The organism is Vreelandella titanicae BH1, assembly GCF_000336575.1.
Classification (GTDB): domain Bacteria; phylum Pseudomonadota; class Gammaproteobacteria; order Pseudomonadales; family Halomonadaceae; genus Vreelandella; species Vreelandella titanicae.
In genome coordinates this window covers 325,894-344,375 of the sequence record NZ_AOPO01000004.1, presented here as the reverse complement: position 1 = coordinate 344,375, position 18,482 = coordinate 325,894, and the positions used below count along the sequence as shown (strand labels likewise).

General features: G+C 55.8%; 17 protein-coding genes. 12 read left to right on the top strand and 5 right to left on the bottom strand.

What is annotated here, in order from left to right:
* Positions 1-62: 62 nt before the first annotated feature.
* The 4 genes from putA to HALTITAN_RS10660 all read right to left on the bottom strand — a co-directional run bounded on the left by putA (position 63) and on the right by HALTITAN_RS10660 (position 5,335).
* Positions 63-3,254 carry a bifunctional proline dehydrogenase/L-glutamate gamma-semialdehyde dehydrogenase PutA gene (putA, locus tag HALTITAN_RS10675; protein ID WP_039859211.1) on the bottom strand — a complete coding sequence of 1,064 codons (3,192 nt, stop codon included), beginning with the start codon at positions 3,252-3,254 and terminating at the stop codon, positions 63-65.
* Positions 3,255-3,416: 162 nt separating this feature from the next.
* Positions 3,417-4,238: an AraC family transcriptional regulator gene (locus HALTITAN_RS10670; protein ID WP_039859210.1), complete on the bottom strand. Its 822-nt coding sequence runs from the start codon at positions 4,236-4,238 to the stop codon at positions 3,417-3,419.
* 60 nt (positions 4,239-4,298) lie between these two features.
* Positions 4,299-4,658 (bottom strand): hypothetical protein, encoded by a 360-nt coding sequence (locus HALTITAN_RS10665; RefSeq protein ID WP_022522992.1) that lies wholly within the window; start codon positions 4,656-4,658, stop codon positions 4,299-4,301.
* A gap of 269 nt (positions 4,659-4,927) precedes the next feature.
* Positions 4,928-5,335, bottom strand: coding sequence for a CBS domain-containing protein (locus HALTITAN_RS10660; RefSeq protein ID WP_022522993.1), 408 nt, complete (start codon positions 5,333-5,335; stop codon positions 4,928-4,930).
* A 241-nt stretch (positions 5,336-5,576) separates the two neighbouring features.
* Between HALTITAN_RS10660 and HALTITAN_RS10655 the strand changes: the two genes are divergently transcribed.
* From HALTITAN_RS10655 to HALTITAN_RS10620, 8 genes are all read left to right on the top strand, one after another.
* On the top strand, positions 5,577-6,137 hold the full coding sequence (locus HALTITAN_RS10655) for a YqaE/Pmp3 family membrane protein (protein ID WP_009287102.1): 561 nt from the start codon (positions 5,577-5,579) through the stop codon (positions 6,135-6,137).
* An 88-nt stretch (positions 6,138-6,225) separates the two neighbouring features.
* Positions 6,226-7,095, top strand: coding sequence for a carboxylate/amino acid/amine transporter (locus tag HALTITAN_RS10650; protein ID WP_022522995.1), 870 nt, complete (start codon positions 6,226-6,228; stop codon positions 7,093-7,095).
* Positions 7,096-7,158: 63 nt separating this feature from the next.
* Positions 7,159-8,094: an NAD(+) kinase gene (locus tag HALTITAN_RS10645; protein WP_039859209.1), complete on the top strand. Its 936-nt coding sequence runs from the start codon at positions 7,159-7,161 to the stop codon at positions 8,092-8,094.
* Positions 8,095-8,096: 2 nt separating this feature from the next.
* A complete protein-coding gene (locus tag HALTITAN_RS10640; RefSeq protein WP_027958679.1) occupies positions 8,097-9,083 on the top strand; it encodes a metallophosphoesterase in 987 nt (328 codons plus the stop codon).
* A 240-nt stretch (positions 9,084-9,323) separates the two neighbouring features.
* Positions 9,324-10,175, top strand: coding sequence for a rhomboid family intramembrane serine protease (locus tag HALTITAN_RS10635; RefSeq protein ID WP_009287098.1), 852 nt, complete (start codon positions 9,324-9,326; stop codon positions 10,173-10,175).
* A gap of 10 nt (positions 10,176-10,185) precedes the next feature.
* A complete protein-coding gene (locus HALTITAN_RS10630; protein ID WP_022522996.1) occupies positions 10,186-10,470 on the top strand; it encodes a YeaC family protein in 285 nt (94 codons plus the stop codon).
* Positions 10,454-11,314, top strand: a complete 861-nt coding sequence (locus tag HALTITAN_RS10625; RefSeq protein WP_051051985.1) for a DUF2797 domain-containing protein — start codon at positions 10,454-10,456, stop codon at positions 11,312-11,314. Before HALTITAN_RS10630 ends, HALTITAN_RS10625 begins: the two co-directional genes overlap by 17 nt.
* A gap of 78 nt (positions 11,315-11,392) precedes the next feature.
* Positions 11,393-11,818: a CopD family protein gene (locus HALTITAN_RS10620; protein ID WP_022522998.1), complete on the top strand. Its 426-nt coding sequence runs from the start codon at positions 11,393-11,395 to the stop codon at positions 11,816-11,818.
* Between the two features lie 25 nt (positions 11,819-11,843).
* On the opposite strand, the gene HALTITAN_RS10615 is transcribed toward HALTITAN_RS10620, so the two are convergent.
* Positions 11,844-12,305: a DUF2231 domain-containing protein gene (locus HALTITAN_RS10615; RefSeq protein WP_022522999.1), complete on the bottom strand. Its 462-nt coding sequence runs from the start codon at positions 12,303-12,305 to the stop codon at positions 11,844-11,846.
* Positions 12,306-12,341: 36 nt separating this feature from the next.
* Between HALTITAN_RS10615 and coxB the strand changes: the two genes are divergently transcribed.
* Genes coxB through HALTITAN_RS10595 form a run of 4 tightly spaced genes read left to right on the top strand, consistent with a single transcriptional unit; the run spans position 12,342 to position 18,475 of the window.
* Positions 12,342-13,385: a cytochrome c oxidase subunit II gene (coxB, locus tag HALTITAN_RS10610; RefSeq protein ID WP_039859207.1), complete on the top strand. Its 1,044-nt coding sequence runs from the start codon at positions 12,342-12,344 to the stop codon at positions 13,383-13,385.
* Positions 13,382-15,922 carry a cytochrome c oxidase subunit I gene (gene ctaD, locus HALTITAN_RS10605; RefSeq protein ID WP_039859206.1) on the top strand — a complete coding sequence of 847 codons (2,541 nt, stop codon included), beginning with the start codon at positions 13,382-13,384 and terminating at the stop codon, positions 15,920-15,922. The genes coxB and ctaD overlap by 4 nt, the downstream gene beginning before the upstream one ends.
* A gap of 4 nt (positions 15,923-15,926) precedes the next feature.
* A complete protein-coding gene (locus tag HALTITAN_RS10600; protein WP_051051983.1) occupies positions 15,927-16,283 on the top strand; it encodes a hypothetical protein in 357 nt (118 codons plus the stop codon).
* Positions 16,284-16,330: 47 nt separating this feature from the next.
* Positions 16,331-18,475 carry a heavy metal translocating P-type ATPase gene (locus HALTITAN_RS10595; RefSeq protein WP_051051996.1) on the top strand — a complete coding sequence of 715 codons (2,145 nt, stop codon included), beginning with the start codon at positions 16,331-16,333 and terminating at the stop codon, positions 18,473-18,475.
* Positions 18,476-18,482: the final 7 nt, after the last annotated feature.

Genomic DNA, 18,482 nt, shown 5'->3' with positions numbered 1-18,482 from the left:
TATTTTCGACCATGAGATAGTTTCCTGTTCAGGAGTTCAGGTTAGTGATGTTGATGAGTAGCTCACTCATCGCCTAGCGCCAACAGCGACGCATTCCCGCCTAAGGCGGCGGTGTTATTCGTAATCGTTTTCTCGGTGACAAAGCGCTGCAGATAGTGAGGGCCACCGGCTTTTGGGCCAGTGCCTGAAAGGCCTTGACCACCAAACGGCTGCACGCCCACCACGGCACCGATGATATTACGGTTGATGTACACGTTACCCACGCGCATTTTTTGGGCGACTTCAGCGGCAAACGATTCGTTGCGGCTGTGCACGCCAAACGTCAGGCCGTAGTTGCGACCGTTGATGTCGTTGATGACCTTATCAAGCTGGCTAGATTTGTAGCGCACGATATGCAGGACTGGCCCGAACTGCTCGCGGGTCAGCGCATCGATGCTGTCGATAGTGAAAGCGACGGGGGCTACGAAAGTACCCTCCTGGGTATGCTCAGCGGCCATTGGCGTTTCAGCGACAAGGCGATTTTCAGCCTTAAGTTTTTCGATATGCTCCAGCAGGCCTTTGCGGGCGTCTTCGTCGATGACAGGACCAACATCGGTTCCCAGTTCGCGGGGGTCGCCAATGTGTAGCTCGTTCATGGCGCCTTTGAGAATCTCGATCACTCGGTCGGCAACATCGTCTTGCAGATACAGTACGCGCAGTGCCGAACAGCGCTGGCCGGCGCTCTGGAAGGCTGACTGAACCACATCCACCACGACCTGCTCGGGCAGGGCAGTGGAGTCGACAATCATGGCGTTCATGCCGCCGGTTTCGGCGATTAACGTGGGCAGCGGGGCGTTCTCCCTTGCCGCCAGGGCGCGGTTGATAATTTGTGCGGTGTCAGTGCCACCCGTAAAGACCACGCCGGTAATCCGCGAGTCGGAGGTCAACACGCTGCCTACCGTCGGGCCATCGCCGGGCAGTAGCTGAACCACATCCCGGGGCATACCGGCTTCGTAGAGCAGCTCTATGACCCGGTGGGCAATAATGGAGGTCTGCTCCGCCGGTTTGGCCAGTACGGTGTTACCCGCCACTGCCGCGGCCACTACCTGGCCACAGAAAATTGCCACTGGAAAGTTCCAGGGGCTAATCGCCGCGAATACGCCTTTGCCGCCCATCATCAAGCGGTTGGATTCGCCGGTGGGGCCGGGCAGCACAATCGCTTCGCCAAAGTCCTCTTCTGCGCGCATGGCATAGAAGCGGCAGAAGTCGACGGCTTCTCTGATCTCATCGACGCCATCGGTAAGTAGCTTGCCACCTTCCCGGGAGCAGAGTGCCATTAGTTCCGCCATATGCTCTTCCATCAAATCGCCTAGGCGACGCACGATAGCGGCACGTTCAGCCACGGGCGTAGCATCCCAGCGGGGGAAGGCGGCCCAGGCAGCATCCAGGGCCTTGGTTGCCTGCTCTTTGCTAGTCCACTGCACGCTGCCCACGGTTTTGCGGCGGTCATAAGGGCTGGTGACGCTATGGGTATTAGCCGTGTCGTCGGCAACATCAAAGGCCAGCAGCGGCTTGGCCGGGTACTGCTTGTCCATAAACGCGGCCATCTTCTCCATCAGCGGGTAGTAGTGGCTGCGAATGTTCAGGTTGACCCCGCGAGAGTTGCGTCGTTTAGGGCCGTAAATATCCTTGGGCAATGGAATGTTCGCATTGGCCAGGTTTTTCTGCTGACGCAGGGTCTCAACCGGGTGCTGACACAGCGACTTGACCGGTACATCCGGGTCGACCAACTGGTGAACAAACGATGAGTTGGCACCGTTCTCAAGCAGGCGACGAACCAGGTAGGGCAGTAGGTCTTTATGTGCTCCCACCGGGGCATAAATGCGGCAGTAGGTGCCTTTCGGTGCGCGCTCAAGCGCGGCGTCATAAAGGGCTTCACCCATGCCGTGTAGGCGTTGAAATTCGAACGGACGGCTGTCGCGGTTGGCGAACTCCAGAATCGTCGTCACCGTGTGAGCGTTGTGGGTCGCGAACTGCGGGAAAATACGCCCACGGGTATCGTTAGAAAGCAGGAACTGTGCACAGGCGAGGTAGGCAACATCGGTGCCCGCTTTACGGGTAAACACTGGGTAGCCGTCAACCCCGAGCTGCTGGGACTCTTTGATTTCAGTATCCCAATAGGCGCCTTTGACCAAGCGTAGCGGAATCTCATCCCCCTGCTGGTCGGCCAAACGATTGATGTAGTGCAGCACCGGCAGGGCGCGCTTGGAGTAAGCCTGGACGACCAAGCCAAAGTGCCCCCAGCCTTTGGCGGCTGCGCTTTCGTAAACCGCGCGGAAGACCTCTAGGGAAATCTCAAGGCGATCAACCTCTTCAGCGTCAATCGTAACGGCCACATCCAGCTCGCGCGCCTTGCTCACTAGCTTGATAACGGTGTCGACCAGCTCGGCTAGCACCTGCTCGCGGCGGCCAAACTCATAACGGGGGTGGAGCGCAGAGAGCTTGATGGAGACCGACGGCGCCGGGGTCTTATCGCTTAAGGTTTTGCAGGTTTTTCCCACTTGTTCGATCGCGCGTGCGTAGTCGTCAAAATAGCGCTGCGCGTCGTCCTGGGTGCGCGCAGCTTCACCCAGCATATCGTAAGAGTAGGTGTAGCCTTTATTGAACAGTGGCTTGGAGCGCTTGAGGGCTTCATTGATATCGCGGCCCAGCACAAACTGCTTGCCCATGATCTTCATCGCTTCGTACATGGCGCGGCGAATAACCGGCTCGCCCGTGCGATTGACCATGCGATTAATAAAGCTGGCGGGCTGACCCTCCTTAGGGTGATCCATTTTCAGCACACGTCCAGTCATCAATAAGCCCCAGGTAGAGGCATTGACCATCCAGGATTCGCTCTTACCTAGGTGAGACTGCCAATCGGCGGGGCCGAGTTTGTCCTCGATCAAGGCGTCGGCGGTGGCTTTATCGGGGATGCGCAGCATAGCTTCCGCAAGGCACATCAGCATCAGGCCTTCATGGGTATCCAGGCTGTACTGCTGTAACAGTTCGTCGATGGTATCGACAGCCGTGTCCATCTTACGGACGTCCTCAACCAGCGCAGCGGTATTGGCTTCAATGCGGGCGAAATCTTCGCGGTTGGCATTCAGCACCTCGATCAGTTCACTGACGTAACTATTTTCGTCCACTAGGTAGTGGTCGCTAACGCGCGCCATGAGGGTGTCGAGATCGGTTTGCCAGATGGCAGGGTCACGCATGTGGTTGGCATTGAGCATTGAAGCCCCCGAAAGTCTGAACAGAACAAATGGGTAACAGGGCATTTCGCCCAAGCAAATAAGCGAATGTAGAGTGCAGCTACCTTTGGTGTATGTTGATTTCAGGGCAAAACGTGTCAATTCCGCGGCAAGAGTAGCCTTTATACGACTTTAGTAGAGTTTTTACTGGCCTGCTACTGACCCTAAAGCAGCGTTTGATGGGTTAATCGAGATCGGTGGTACATCTGTCTGGCGTAATTTCCGCGGCGATAATCCGTAACTGCGGCGAAATGCATGAGAGAGCGCGCTTTGGTTGGCAAAGCCGGTTTGAATCGCAATATCGGTGAGGGGCAAGCGGCTTTGCAGGATCAGTTGACGGGCCGCATGTAGACGTTGGCGCTTGACGTACTGCCAGGGCGAAAGCCCCGTTTGAGCGCGGAAGCAGTCGGAAAAATGCGCTTCGCTTAGACAAGCTAGCCGCGCTAAATCGGCGACGCGCAGGTCTTCGGCGAGATGTTGACGAATAAAGCGGTTAATACGCGTCAAATCCAAGCGCTGCTGCGTACTGTTGGCGGTAGTACCTAGGCGCGCTTTTAGTGAACCCAAAAGCGTGGCGGCTAAACGGTCTTGCTGAAAGGAGTTTGTCGATGTATCCAACCCTTGAGCAAGTTCGCTCTGCATAAACGCTAGGTAGTGGCGTAGTGCGTTATCCAGGCCAAAAAAGCGTGGGGCATCGAATAGTGCTACCAGTTCGCGGTTCTCACCGGTTAGCGCAGGGGCGTCTTCGGGAAGATCGAAAATTAACTGCCGGTTATGGCCGTAACCTGAGTAGTAGTGCTCGTGGTTAGCGGGCACGATACAGCCCGAGAATGCATTTACTCGCCCACCCAAGCCTTCAATTTCAAATTCTGAAGAGCCGCATAGCGTAATCACAATCTGATGAAAATCATGTGTGTGGTGATGTGTAGCGCTAGCTAGCGGTATTTGTCGAATGGTACTGGGCATGCAGTTCTCCTGAATTGCATTAGGTCTCCTGAACCGCAATACGCCTTCAAAACACAACAGCTACTGCTGGCGAAGGGCAGTGTGGGCGGATAAATGGTCGCGAAGGGCCTGAAGCTCTGCCTGTCCCTCTTGATTGAGCAACGGCTTGCCCTGGGCAACCATCCAGCGGCGGCCGTGCTGTTCCATCAGGTGTGCGGCACGGCGTCTGATGCCGTCCAAGTACTCGTTGTGCCGAATAGGGTAACCGATTATCGCGTTCCACTCGGTTTCGCTCACTTGGCTGCTGAGCGCTTTATCAAACAGCGCCAGTAAATCTTTAGGCTCAGTACGGTAACGTGGGGTGCTTGACGTCATCAGCACCAGCATTACCGCACCAATCACGAGTAAGCAGACTCCAAACACTAATAAATACAGCGCCATTCGCTCTGCTCCTGGGCGTCGTCCGTTAATAAATAGCTACGTTATTATACGCTTGGCGCCGCTAGGGTCGAAAATTTTACTTTTTTGCGAACTTTTACTTCATAGCGTGTCTGAGTATGTACAGGCAGCATCGCGATAGCAGTCGCTAAAGTTGTTGTCCTGGCTCTTTGTTTTGATCCCTTGCTTCCGCTACTTCTTGAGTAGCGGCTTTTTTTTGTCTAAAGCTCAACTGTTCTTCGACACCTGATTTGAAACCGTTAAGCACTCTGCTAGTGGCGACGTATAGCCAGCAGCGCTACCAGGATATCACGTCGTGTCACAATTCCTATTAGACGCTGCTGTTCCACTACTGGGTAGACTTTGGGTTTAGGGCCTAGCATCTCCTGGGCTAGGTCGGTAATGCTTTTATTGGGAGAGACGCTGAGCACTTCGTGGCGCATCATCTCTTTCACCAGGGGCGCTTCATCGTCATGATAAATGCTGTCCAGCACACGTCCCATGACATCCTGCTCCGAAATAAAGCCGATTAAACGATCACTCTCATCCACAACCGGTGCGCCAGGCAGGCGATGCAGTGCCAGCCCCTTGGCCAAGGTTGTTATCGAGGCGTTGGGTGAAACGCGGTAGCAATCACGGGACATGATATCGCGGACGATGCTAGGGGTTGCTCTATTCATGGTGGGCGCTCCTCGCTCATCGTATTCAGCGCTATGGCAAATCGGGTATCGCAAATTATGCGAACTGATAAGTCGTCGCTAAGTGCTAAAGTAGCTTCAACACTTTCACTGTAGGCGATTTAAGCCGCTGTGTTCTAACTGCAAGCCGTGTTTTTTCAACGCTATAAGTACTGAATTTTCTAAGCTGTTAATTTTCTAACTGCTCAAATGACCTGCAAGTTAACGAAATAAGGAGCTACTCATGGATGCACGTGAGTACTTAAACCGCAAAGGGGTAGGGCTCGACCGCGACCCTGACCGGCCAAATACCTTGGAAGAGAAGGCCTGGGAGCGTGCGCGGGGTTCCGGTCACCAGCGGCCAAAATCGGGGACGCCTCACGACTGGGAGGATTGGGAGCGTTATCACGATGACCTGGCAGAAGGGGCTGAAACCCTAGAGCAAAAAATTGATAAAGAAGCCCACCGACTTGCCCAGGAGCGGGCAGCTAAGGCCGCGGCTGAACCAGCCTCCAGCTCAGTGGAGCACTTCACTCCGACGCCTAACGTTGATCCAGCGCCTGCCGAAGCCGCGTCTGCCAAAGCCACGCCGCCTAAAGCGACGCCCTTAGAGCAAGCGGAACAAACTGTCCCAGAGCCTGGAGCGTTAAAATTCGCCTACTATGCTCTTGCGTTACTATTGCCGCCGCTGGCGGTAGGGCTAACTGATGGTGGTCGTAAGCGAGTAGGGGTAGCTGTGTTGCTAACCCTAGCGGGCTGGCTGCCCGGTGTCGTGTATGCTTTTTGGTGGTTGCAGCAGCGTTAACTAAAGACCCTTGCAGACGTTAACTACTTGGCAGCCTGATCTAGGTGCGTATAATCCCGGTAAACTAATTTACAAGTCGGGGTTTACGATGGGTTATTTGATAGGCGTCACGGCGCTATGGGCGTTCTCATTTTCGCTGATAGGCGTCTACTTGGCGGGCCAGGTCGACAGCTACTTTGCAGTACTTTTGCGGGTAACGCTTGCTACCCTGGTCTTCCTGCCTTTTTTAAGACCCAGCCTTCTGCGGGGTAAGCACCGGCTGGCGCTTATGGGCTTAGGTGCTATACAGCTGGGAGTAATGTACACCTTCTTCTATCAATCCTTTCTGCTGCTGTCGGTACCTGAAGTGCTGCTGTTTACTATCTTCACGCCTATTTATATCGCGCTACTGGATGATCTGCTGTTTGGGCGTTTTACGCCGATTTATATCGTGACTGCACTGCTCGCCGTCGTTGGGGCGGGGGTGATTCGCTATGACGGCGTTGATAGCGGTTTCTGGGCAGGCTTTTTAGTTGTGCAGGGGGCCAACCTCTGTTTCGCGCTTGGTCAGGTAGGCTATCGCCGTTTAGCCGCTGATTTGCCACCTACCCTGGCGTGGCACAACGTGTTTGGTTGGTTCTTTATTGGCGCGATGGTCGTGGCCCTGCCTGCTTATTTACTCTTTGGTAACAGCGCAGCACTGCCTACCACGTCACTACAGTGGGGCGTGCTCGCATGGTTGGGCCTAGTGGCTTCTGGCGTGGGCTATTTTGCCTGGAACCAGGGCGCCACCAAAGTAGATGCAGGCACTTTAGCGATTATGAATAATGCGCTGGTGCCGGCGGGGCTAATCGTCAATCTAGTGATTTGGAACCGCGATGCGGATATTCCGCGTTTGCTGTTGGGGGCACTTATCATGGCCGCCTCCCTATGGCTCAATCACTGGTGGTGCCAGCGTCGTCAGGTAGCCGTTAGCTAAGCCTATTTGCCCGATAGCTGAGGTGTCCCCATAATGGCGACTTATGTTAGCGAGAGTCGGCCCATGAGCAACACCTTATCAGCAGACGCTAAGTCAGCGCCCTCCAGCGATCAATCAAGCAGAACCTTTAAAACTATTGGGCTGATTGGTCGGCTGGGGAGTGACAAAGTGGTCGACTCCCTTCAGCGGTTGGTAACCTACCTAGTCGCCCATGACTACTCGGTATTAGTGGAAGATCGCACCGCTACTGTCATACCGCACCATGGTCAGCCGGAAGCCAGCCGCCGCATGCTGGGCGAGCTGTGTGACTTGGTGATTGTGGTAGGGGGCGATGGCAGTCTATTGGGCGCGGCGCGTGCGCTATGCCGCAGCGGTACGCTGATTTTAGGCGTTAATCGGGGCCGCTTGGGGTTTCTTACCGATATCTCCCCAGATGAGTTGGAAACCCGCGTCAGTGAAGTGCTGGCGGGGGAGTTTGAGGTTGAACAGCGTTTTTTGCTCGATACTGTGCTCTACCGTAATGGCGTTGCCGTAGGTAATGGCGATGCCTTGAACGAAGTCGTGCTGCACCCCGGTAAAGCGGTGCGCATGATAGAGTTTGAGCTGTTTATCGATGGTCAGTTTGTGTATAGCCAGCGCAGCGATGGCTTGATCGTTGCCACTCCCACCGGTTCTACGGCCTATGCGCTCTCTGGCGGCGGGCCGATCATGCACCCCAAACTGGATGTTGTGACGCTGGTGCCGATGTTCCCGCATACGCTGTCGAGTCGCCCCATTGTGATCGATGCCGCTAGTGAAATACGTATTCACATTGGCGAAACCAACCAGTCCTACCCGCATATCAGCTGCGATGGACAAACTCGCGCGGTAGCCAAGCCCAACGATGTGCTGGTGATTACCCGCAAGCCTGAGCGTATCCAGCTGGTGCACCCCATCGGGCATAATTTTTACGAAGTGCTGCGCAGCAAATTAGGCTGGAGCCATCGGTTGGGGGATTGAGTATGGAGGGATACGACCTCATTGGCGATGTCCACGGCTGCGGTGCTACGCTGGCCTCACTACTGGAAAAATTGGGTTACCACCAGCGCAACGGCGTCTATCGCCACCCGCGTCGCAAAGTGATTTTCCTCGGTGATTTGATTGATCGTGGCCCGAGAATTCGCCTGGCAGTGACCATTGCCCGGCGAATGGTCGAGCAGGGCGAAGCGTATATCGTCATGGGTAATCACGAGTATAACGCCCTGGCGTATACCCATCCTGGGCCTGCAGGTAGCCACAAACGCTGGTTGCGCGAACATACGCCGCGGCATAATCGTATTATTCAGGACACCCTAGAGCAGTATCGCGACTACACCAACGAGTGGGAAGACACCCTGGCGTGGTTTAAAACCATCCCTTTGTGCTTGGAAATCGATGGTATCCGCGTGGTGCATGCCTGCTGGGATGAGGCGCTGATTGAAGAGCTGAAACAGCGCCGCCCTGATTACTGCATGGACACACAGTTTCTGATTGAGTCCACCAACTCCAAAACCCAGGCGTTTCGAATTTTAGACCGCCTCACCCGGGGCCCTCATGTCTCACTACCCAAAGGTATTGCGATACACTCTGGCGATGGCTTTACAAGACAAAGCTTTCGCGCCCACTTTTGGGCCCAGGCACCTCAGCAGTGGGGTGATGTCGTCTTTCAACCGGATAACTTGCCCGGCGACCTTGAAACGCGCGCATTGACCCACGAAGAGCGCCAGAAACTTAGCTACTACGGGCCAGAGCAGCCGCCGTTGTTTATCGGCCACTACTGGTGTGAAGGCATACCGGCACTGCCGACACATAATATTGCCTGCCTCGATTACAGTGCCGTGAAATATGGGCGTTTAGTGGCTTATCGCTGGAGTGGTGAGAGAGTATTAAATGCCGACCATTTTGTGTGGATTAAGGTACCAAAAGAGGAAAGGGCGCTGCCCAAACCCTGGGAAATCGACTTTGATTAACAGTTGTTTCATTTTATTACATAAAATTACATATTTTTTTCAAAACGGCTGAACTAACCCTGCCGCTGGCCATCTGAGTAAGTGTTCCCTTGAATGATCCCTTGCTTTTATTCTCCGGCGGTTCCCACCGCCGGTTTTTTTTGCCTGTTTGTTGGCAACCGTGTGGTTCATTCAGTAGTTGTCTTCAATAGCTACCCGCTGCGGTCAGCATGCCGCAAGCGCTTTGATTAGAGGGATGTCATGCATCCAGTGATGCTTCTGCCCGATCACGCGGATACCAGTGAACTTCGCCAAGCACTCTGGCGCCACCGCATTGGTCACCGCATTACCGATGAAGCGGACGGCCAACTGCTATGGATAGCCGACCCACGCCAGCTTGGCGAACTTAAAGCACTGCTAGAGCGCTGGCAGCGGGGCGAACCCCTGGTGCTTCATCAGGCTGCTCAGCGCCCGCGCACCATGACCAACTTCTTGGCATCGCTAAAGCAAGTGCCGGTAACGGCGCTGATGATTGTCATTAGTCTGGTGGTATTTGCCCTGATTGGTGTTTTTGGTGACCAGTTGATTGTCACTCTAACCATCGTGCCGATAGGTATTTCAGGGGGTGAGCTGGTCTTCGGTAATCTGTCTCAAACGCTTACGTCAGGACAAGTATGGCGCTTTTTATCGCCTGCTTTTCTGCACTTTGGCTGGATGCATTTAATATTTAACCTGATGTGGGTGTGGTACTTCGGACGTCAGATTGAAGCACTCCAAGGCAGCCGTACCATGTTACTGCTGCTGATTGTGGCGGGCGTTGGCGCGAATGTGGCGCAGTACGCGACCGGCACCGTGCTATTCGGTGGCATGTCCGGGGTGGTATATGCCTTACTGGCTCACGTTTGGTTGATGTCACGCAGGGTGCCCCAAAGCGGCTTCTTTGTACCGCAAATGCTGGTGGTCTTTATGCTCGGCTGGATGGTGTTCACCATGACTGATATGGCGGGCAGCGTTGGTTTTGGCAATGTCGCTAATGAAGCACATTTGGGCGGTCTACTCGTGGGGCTTGTCACAGGCTGGTATTATTCATCCCGCCGTTTGAAAAACCGTTAAGAGGCCTGCAATGAGCGAAATGACGTTCGAAAAAATGATCAACCAGATGACCCCAGCGATTTACGAAAGCCTTAAACAGGCGGTATCGCTGCGCAAATGGCCCGACGGTCGCCGCTTAACGCCGGAACAGACCGAACTCTGCTTGGAAGCCGTCATGCGCTTTGAGGTGGAGAACAATGTGCCGGAAGAGAGTCGCGTAGGGTATTTAGAGCAGCGTACCTGCGGTGCAGCGGCTAGCGGTGCTGGCGTAACGCCTGAAATGGCGGGTTTGGCACGGGATGCCACGCGTGATTGAAGCGGCAGTACCGGGCTTTTCAGTACAGGGCTGTTTAAGCAAAATGGCGGCAGCGCTACCTGGCCACCAAGAGCAACCGGTGGTTTACCACTTGCGCGCGGGTGAGCACCGTGTTGCGCTTAACGAGCGTATCGGTGAACCGCTCAGCCTGCGTTGGACGGGAGCAATTGCCTGTACCCACTGCGGGCGAGCAACCAAGAAGAGCTTTGCCCAAGGCCACTGTTACCCCTGCTTCAAGCGGCTAGCCCAGTGCGATACCTGCATTATGAAGCCGGAAACCTGCCACTTTTTCCAAGGCACTTGCCGTGAGCCGGAGTGGGGCGAGCGGCACTGCTTCCAGCCCCATATCGTCTATTTGGCTAACTCGTCGGGGCTTAAAGTCGGCATCACTCGCAAAACCCAAATGCCTACCCGCTGGCTGGATCAAGGCGCGATCCAGGCGCTGCCGATTCTTGAAGTGGATACTCGTCAGCAGTCCGGTTTTGTCGAAATGCTGTTTAAAGAGCAGGTGGCCGACCGCACCAATTGGCGTGCGATGCTCAAGGGCGACGTCGAAACCATGGATTTAAGTGCCGAGCGTGACCGTTTGCTAACCCTGCTAGCCGATGGGTTGCACCAACTGCGCGAAACCCATGGTGCGGACGCCATTCGCTTGTTGGAACAGCCAGCGCAACATTTTCACTACCCCGTCAGCGTTTTTCCCAAAAAAGTGGTGTCGCATAACTTTGATAAACAGCCGCTGGTCGAAGGCGTGCTGCAAGGCGTCAAAGGGCAGTATTTGATCCTTGATAGTGGGGTCATTAATCTCCGCAAATTCACTGGTTATGAGATCCAGGTAAGTTGAACGGCTAGCCATAAAGGGGGGCTTTGACTAAGGTTAGGGGTGATCTGCCCCCGCCTTACGCAACGCAAGGAAGCCCCGATGCCTTGGCTTAAACTGCTTCACATTGCCGCGCTAGTGATCTGGTGCGGCTCACTGCTTTATCTGCCCGCCTTGCTTAGCCAGGCACTGCAGCTTCGCAAAGACGCGGGCTTCGCTCAGGGCACACCGCCCATGCCGCGGTTTTTTTATAACTCAGTCGCTACCCCGGCCGCTTTAGTGGCTATTGCCTCGGGCACGCTGCTATTTCTCATCCATGGTGTGTTGGGCGGCTGGCTGATCTTAAAGCTGGGTGCCGTAGTGGCCATGGTCGCCGCTCATGGCAGCTTTGGCTGGTTAATCTTGCGCCTTGAGATGGGCCACTACCGCTGGGTAAAACCCGCCAACTGGACGGCGCTATGTGTTGCGTTAGCGGGCATTATAGGTGTGCTGGGGCTTGTGTTAGCTAAGCCACTGGATTGGAGCTAACGCCGTGTCTTTTAACAGCTTAGTTTTAATCCTCAACGTCGACCCCCACGGCGTGCTCATACACCAACTGCCCACCCAACCAGCCTGCCAAAGCGATCAACGCGGCGGTGAGCAGCGATACGGCCAGCCCCCAAGGCAAAATCGCACTCGGGTCGTTGAAGCGCAGCAGCCAGTTCAGCGACGCCAACGAGAGCATCACCACCGCGACGATAGCGTGGCTCCAGCCGGTAATCAGGCGGCGAATGCGCGGCACAGTGACCAGGTCAATAATGCCTGCCGTGCTGGCAATCCAACCGCCAAATGCGCCGACACCGGCCAGCCACAAGCTGGCGCGCAACCAGAATGGGTCGCCGCTAAGCAGGAAACCGATATCGCTTGCCACCAGCGCCATCAGGGCCGCGACGGGAAAGTGAATCATCACGGGATGAAGCGGATGGCCGGCGAGAGATGCGTGGCTTTTAATCGAGCGCTGGCGAGGCTTTGCCATGATCACTTCCTGTGGGCAGAAAAAGGAATTCAAGGGATGAGGCTGATTATTCAACGCTTAACCAAGCAGCGGGTCAACTCACTTGGCACACCGCTAGCGCTGCTAGCCAGCCTGCTATTAGCCGGTTGCGCGGGGGATAAGTCTATTCTAGACCCGGCAGGCCAAGCCGCGCGAGACGTGGCGATGATTTGGTGGGTAATGCTGAGTTTTGGCACTGTGGTATTGGTGCTGGTGACTGCTTTTTGGCTGTATACCTTCAAGCGCAAGGAGGTCGTACGTACGCCTGCCGAGGAGCGAAAAATAGCGCGTCGCTGGATTATTGGCGGTGGCATTGTGCTGCCGGTGGCCAGCATTACCGCACTACTGGCCTTTGGTGTGCCCACCGGCCAGCGGCTTTTACCGTTGCCCCTGGCAGAACCGCCGGAGGTAATTGAAGTGATTGGCCACCAGTGGTGGTGGGAAGTGCGCTACCCCGGCGCAGAAGGGGGAGAGGTGGTGACTTCAAATCAGCTCATCATGCCCGCTGGTGAGCCAGTCGATTTTCACGTTACGGGTGCGGACGTTATTCACGCTTTCTGGGTGCCTCGCCTGGGCGGCAAGATCGATATGATCCCAGGGCGAGTGAACAAAATACGCTTGGAAGCGGACGAACCGGCGGTATTTGGTGCTCAGTGCGCAGAGTTCTGCGGCGCCCAACATGCCCAGATGCAACTCTATGTGGAAGCCGTCGGGCGTGACGAGTACGACGCTTGGCTGGCCGCCCGTCAAACGAAAGCATTATCGTCGCTAGCTGCAAACGATCAGCAGCATGAGCCTGCCAGGGAGGCATTTATGACCCATTGCGCGAGCTGCCACCGGGTAGCGGGACTATCCTCTGGGGAGGAGGGGCCGGATCTTTCTGATCTTGGCAGTCGGACTAGCCTAGGGGCAGGGATAATAGCCATGAAGGAGGGCGCAGTTACCCACTGGCTTAAGCACCACCAACGCTTAAAACCGGGCAACAAAATGCCGCCCCACGATGATATTGAGACGGCCACCTTGGCGTCCCTGGGGGCTTGGCTGGAGACGCTAACCCCATGACCACCATTAACCGTGAAGCGACCCCAGAAGGTGATAACATCGCAGGCCCCAACCAGTTGCACAGTGACTTGCACGATATCTGGGGCAATCCGCGTGGCTTAAAAGCCCTCACCATTGTGAATCACACCACTCTCGGCCTGCGCTTTATGGTGACCGGGATGGCGTTCTTCTTGCTCGGCGGGCTGTTAGCCATGCTGGTGCGCACCCAGCTGGCGCTCCCTGATCAAGACTTTATGTCGCCGGATATCTATAGCCAAGTCACCACCATGCATGGCACGGTGATGATGTTTCTGTTCGCCATCCCCATGCTGGAAGGGTTGGCGATTTATATGATTCCCAAGATGATCGGCGCCCGAGATCTGGTCTGCCCACGGCTAACATCCCTGGGTTACTGGTGCTATCTGTTTGGCGGTATCATCCTATCGTTTAGTTTGATTCTGGAGATGGCGCCTAATAGCGGCTGGTTTATGTATACCCCGCTCAGTGGCAGCGAGTATTCACCGGGTTTGGGCTCAGATTTCTGGCTGTTAGGGATCACCTTCGTTGAGATCTCCGCGCTGTCTGCCGGGGTCGAATTGGTGGTCTCGATACTGCGTACACGCACTCAGGGCATGGCGCTGCACAAAATGCCGCTGTTTGCCTGGTATATCCTTGCCATGGCGCTGATGATCGTGGTCGGTTTCCCGCCGCTGATTCTGGGCAGTATTCTACTGGAGCTTGAGCGCGCAGTGGGGATGCCCTTTTTTGAAGTGACCGGTGGCGGTGATCCGATTCTATGGCAGCACCTATTTTGGCTGTTCGGCCATCCCGAGGTTTACATCATTTTCCTGCCTGCGGCGGGCATTGTCTCCACGCTGATACCAGTGTTTGCTGGCCGTCCGATCGTTGGTTACGGCTGGGTGGTCTTCGCCATTACCGTGACAGGCTTTATCAGTTTCGGACTATGGGTTCACCACATGTTTACCGTGGGGATTCCGCAACTGGCTCAAGCATTCTTCTCCGCGGCCAGTATGCTGGTGGCGGTACCTACCGCGATTCAGGTGTTTGTCTGGCTGGCTACGCTATGGCTGGGTAAGCCCAAAATGAAGCTTCCAATGCTATGGATCATGGGCTTCCTGATTATCTTCGTGTGTGGAGGTTTGACTGGAGTAATGCTGGCGCTGGTGCCCTTTAACTGGCAGGTGCACGATACCCACTTTGTGGTGGCGCATATGCACTATGTGTTGGTGGGGGGCATGTTCTTCCCGCTGATTGCCGGACTCTACTACTGGCTGCCGCTGTTTTCAGGGCGAATGCCTTCTGAAACCCTGGGCAAATGGGGCTTTTGGCTCACCTTTTTGGGCTTTAATGGCACTTTCTTGATCATGCACTGGACTGGCCTTTTGGGGATGCCGCGGCGGGTCTACTCTTATGAAACGGGCATGGGCTGGGATATTTTCAACCTGCTGTCATCCATGAGTAGCTTTATTATGTCGGCGGGGATTGCCATGGTGCTGCTGGATTTTGCGCTGCACTTCCGTTTTGGCAAACCCGCTAAGCATAATCCCTGGAACGCGGATACCCTGGAGTGGGCCAACAGTATGCCACCCAGCGCCTATAACTTTGTCAGCCTGCCAAAGATCGATACGCGCCACCCACTATGGGATGACCCGGATCTACCGCGCACCATGGCAGAAGGGCAACATAGCTTGGCGGTGGCTACCCATGGCCGGCGGGAGATGTGGGGCACCGACCCATTAACGGGCAAAGTGCGTGAAATCATTCACCTGCCGGGTAACTCCTGGTGGCCGCTGTTCGCCGCAATGGCATTGGCCGTGGTGTGTTTAAGCCTGCTGACGCGGCTATATCCGCTGGCGGGTATAGCCGTTGTCGTGGCCGGACTATTTCTACTGCGCTGGTCTTGGGAGAATGGTGCGCATCCAAAAGCGGCGCCAGATGCAGAGGTAGCCCCCGGTGATCCACCGCTGCACTCGCGCACCATGGATGGTCCAGGCTTATGGGCCATGTCGATCACGCTGCTGGCCAATGGTTCGTTCTTTCTCTCTTACCTGTTTGGCTGGTTCTATCTATGGACGGTGTCCCCTGAGTGGCGGATGCCTGAGACCTCACCGCTCTCCTTGGTGGGGCTGATCCTTGCCGGGGTGGCGCTAACTGCTGGCGTGGGAATTCTCGAAAAACTGGTGCGCGGTTTGCGCCAGGGTAAGGATGCGGGGCTGGCTGTGGGCATGTATTGCATCAGTGCCCTAGGCTTTGTTCAGGTTGCGATAACGCTTTGGGTGCTGTTGAGTGCAGACTTGGCGGTGACCGAAACCTCCCATGATGCGATCATTATGGTCGGGCTGGCCTATGCGCTGCTACACGGCGGTTTAGGCGCGGTGCTGACCCTGCTTCAGGGGCTGCGGGTAGGTTATGGCTATGTGGGTGCCCATGCGCCTTTCGAGCCTGCCGTGGTTGCCCAGTGGTGGCGCTATAACCTGGTGACGTTCTGGATACTCGTGGGCGCGCTTGCCGTGTTGCCGCGTGTGATAGGGAGCTAAGTTAATGTCCATCACGATGCAGCGGTTACATCTTACCCATCCCTTACATTTCGTCATTGGCTTAACGCTATGGTGTATCTGGTTCGTAGCCGTTTACGGCGGGCACGCAATAGCCTGCTCAGTTGCGCCGCCTGCTCCCGAGCAGGGCGTATTCACCCTGGTAAACGCTATGCTGCTGGTGGTTAGTATCGCGGCGATTGCGTTACTGGCGGTGCTAACAGTGGGTTGTTGCCGCATGGCTAGGCGCCATGAAGGGCGGCTGCGCTTTAATGCCACTGTTTCCGCCGGGCTGTATCTTTTCTCTACCTTAAGCGTTGTGTTTGCTGCAATGCCGATTATTGGTATTCCGCCTTGCCTGTAAGCGATGCGCTTAACAAAGAGGAAGAGCAGCTCTATACCCTCCACGGTATGTGGTGCACCAGCTGTGCCCTGGCCGTGGAGGGCTCTCTAAAGCGGCTCGAAGGCGTGCATGAGGTTAGCGTCCACTACCCAAGTGCAGCCCTCTGCATCAGCGGTACACCCGCCGCTGTCCAGCTCCCAACGCTCGCCCCAAAGGTTAAACGTTTGGGCTATCGGCTTACGGAACTTGAGCCGGTGGCAGATGCCCATGGACGTTTAGAAGAGGAGAGCCGCTACCTGACGCTGAGGTTAATGGTCGGTTCGCTGTTCGGCATGTGGACGATGCTCGCTTCACTATTGATATATGCGGGTGCATTGCCTTCGGAGCGGATTGAACTGGTGGTGGCGTGGGTATCGGGGGCATTCTCCTTACCTGTCGTGCTGTTCGCAGGCGTGCCGTTTTACCGGGCCGGGTGGCGAACGCTGCTCGCCAAGCGCCCCGGTATGGATGTTTTGGTTAGCCTGGGTGTTATCGGCGCGGTGATGGTCTCTGTTTGGCTACTATGGCGCGGTTCTGCAGAGGTCTATTTCGACACGGCGGTGATGCTGATTGTACTTTTACTGGTTGGTCGGCTGGTAGAAACGCTGTGCCGTCACCGTGGGCTAAAAGCGCTTGATGCTCTGGCGCTTCCAAATGATGACATAACCGTTTGGCAGAACGAGCGCTGGGGATCGGTTCCTGTGGATGAAGTGATGAAGGGAACGCGCGTCGAGCTAGCGCCCGGTGAGTTGATAGCCCTTGATGGGATCCTGGAAGACTCAGGTTGGATCGATACTGCTTCGCTTACCGGCGAAAGCCTGCCGCGCCACTTTTATGCCGGACAGAAGGTCTATGCGGGCTGCCGCTACCTGGGGACAACGCCGCTGGTAATGCAGGTGAGCGCAGGCGTAGGCAAGCGACGACTGGATCAGCTTTGTGACGAAATGCGCCGCTATCAGGCTAAAAAAGGCGAATTACAGAAGCTTGCTGACCGTTTTGCTGCTTGGCTAAGCCCGCTAGCCCTAGTGCTAGCGATGTTAACGCTGCCTGTTGCGTTGCTATTTGGGCTGGGCTGGGAGGAAGCCTTTGTGCGCGCACTTTCGGTGTTAGTGGTTGCTTGCCCTTGCGCCGTGGGGCTTGCGGTGCCGCTGGCAAGTCTTGCTGGTAGCGGCCAGGCCATGCAGCAGGGTGTTGCGCTACGCGACCCGGCAGCGCTCGAAATCCTGGCACACATTCGCTCGGTAGCGCTGGATAAAACCGGTACCTTAACCACTGGTAGCCACTCGGTGCTGTACTGGCAGGCCAGGGAGGGCATTGATAAGCACACTTTGCAGCGCAAGCTCAGTGCCGCTGTTGCTGGCAGCGAACATCCCTTGGCACAAGCTTTAGCGCGCTGGTCGAACCGTCAAGACAATCATCACCCTGAGAAATGTCTGCAGGTTAACGACACCCCAGGGGAAGGCCGCCGCGTGCAACTTAACAGCGGTGAGTGGCTGATAGTCGGTAGCGCTAGTTGGCTAACCAACCAGCAGGTTGTGCTGCCAGACCAAGAGGAAGACACAACGCTGGCCTTTGCTTCTCAAGTGATGGTGTCTGATGGTACAGGCTGGTTAGCCACGCTCTACCTTGCTGATCAGCCGGTGGAAGACGCTGAAAAAAGCATGAAATACCTGCTGCATGAAGGGTGTGTGGTGGCAATGATCAGTGGCGATAGGCAGGGGGCAGTTAGTTGGTTAGGTGAGCAGATAGGGCTTGCCCGTGAAGCTTGCTATGCCCAGCGCTCGCCTGAAGCCAAAGCGCGGCTTTTGCAAGGGTTGCCATCGCCAACGCTCTATGTGGGGGATGGCTTAAACGATACCTTGAGTTTGGCTGCGGCCGATGTTGGCATCGCACCACTGAGTGCCAGCGAAGCTGCCCGGGAGGGCGCTTCCGCGCAGCTAATGACGCCGGGGATAGGTGGTGTCGTGAAACTGCTCAGCATTGCTAAACGCACGCGGCGCATCATGGTTCAGAACCTGCTCTTTTCGGCGCTCTACAACACCCTGGCACTCGGGCTGGTGGTGCTGATGGCGATCCCCCCGCTAGTAGCGGTACTCGCTATGGCGGCAAGCTCGCTGACGGTTACCCTCAACGCTGCACGGCTGGCCTGGGCAGAGCCAGACGAGAATACTTAAATGGTCG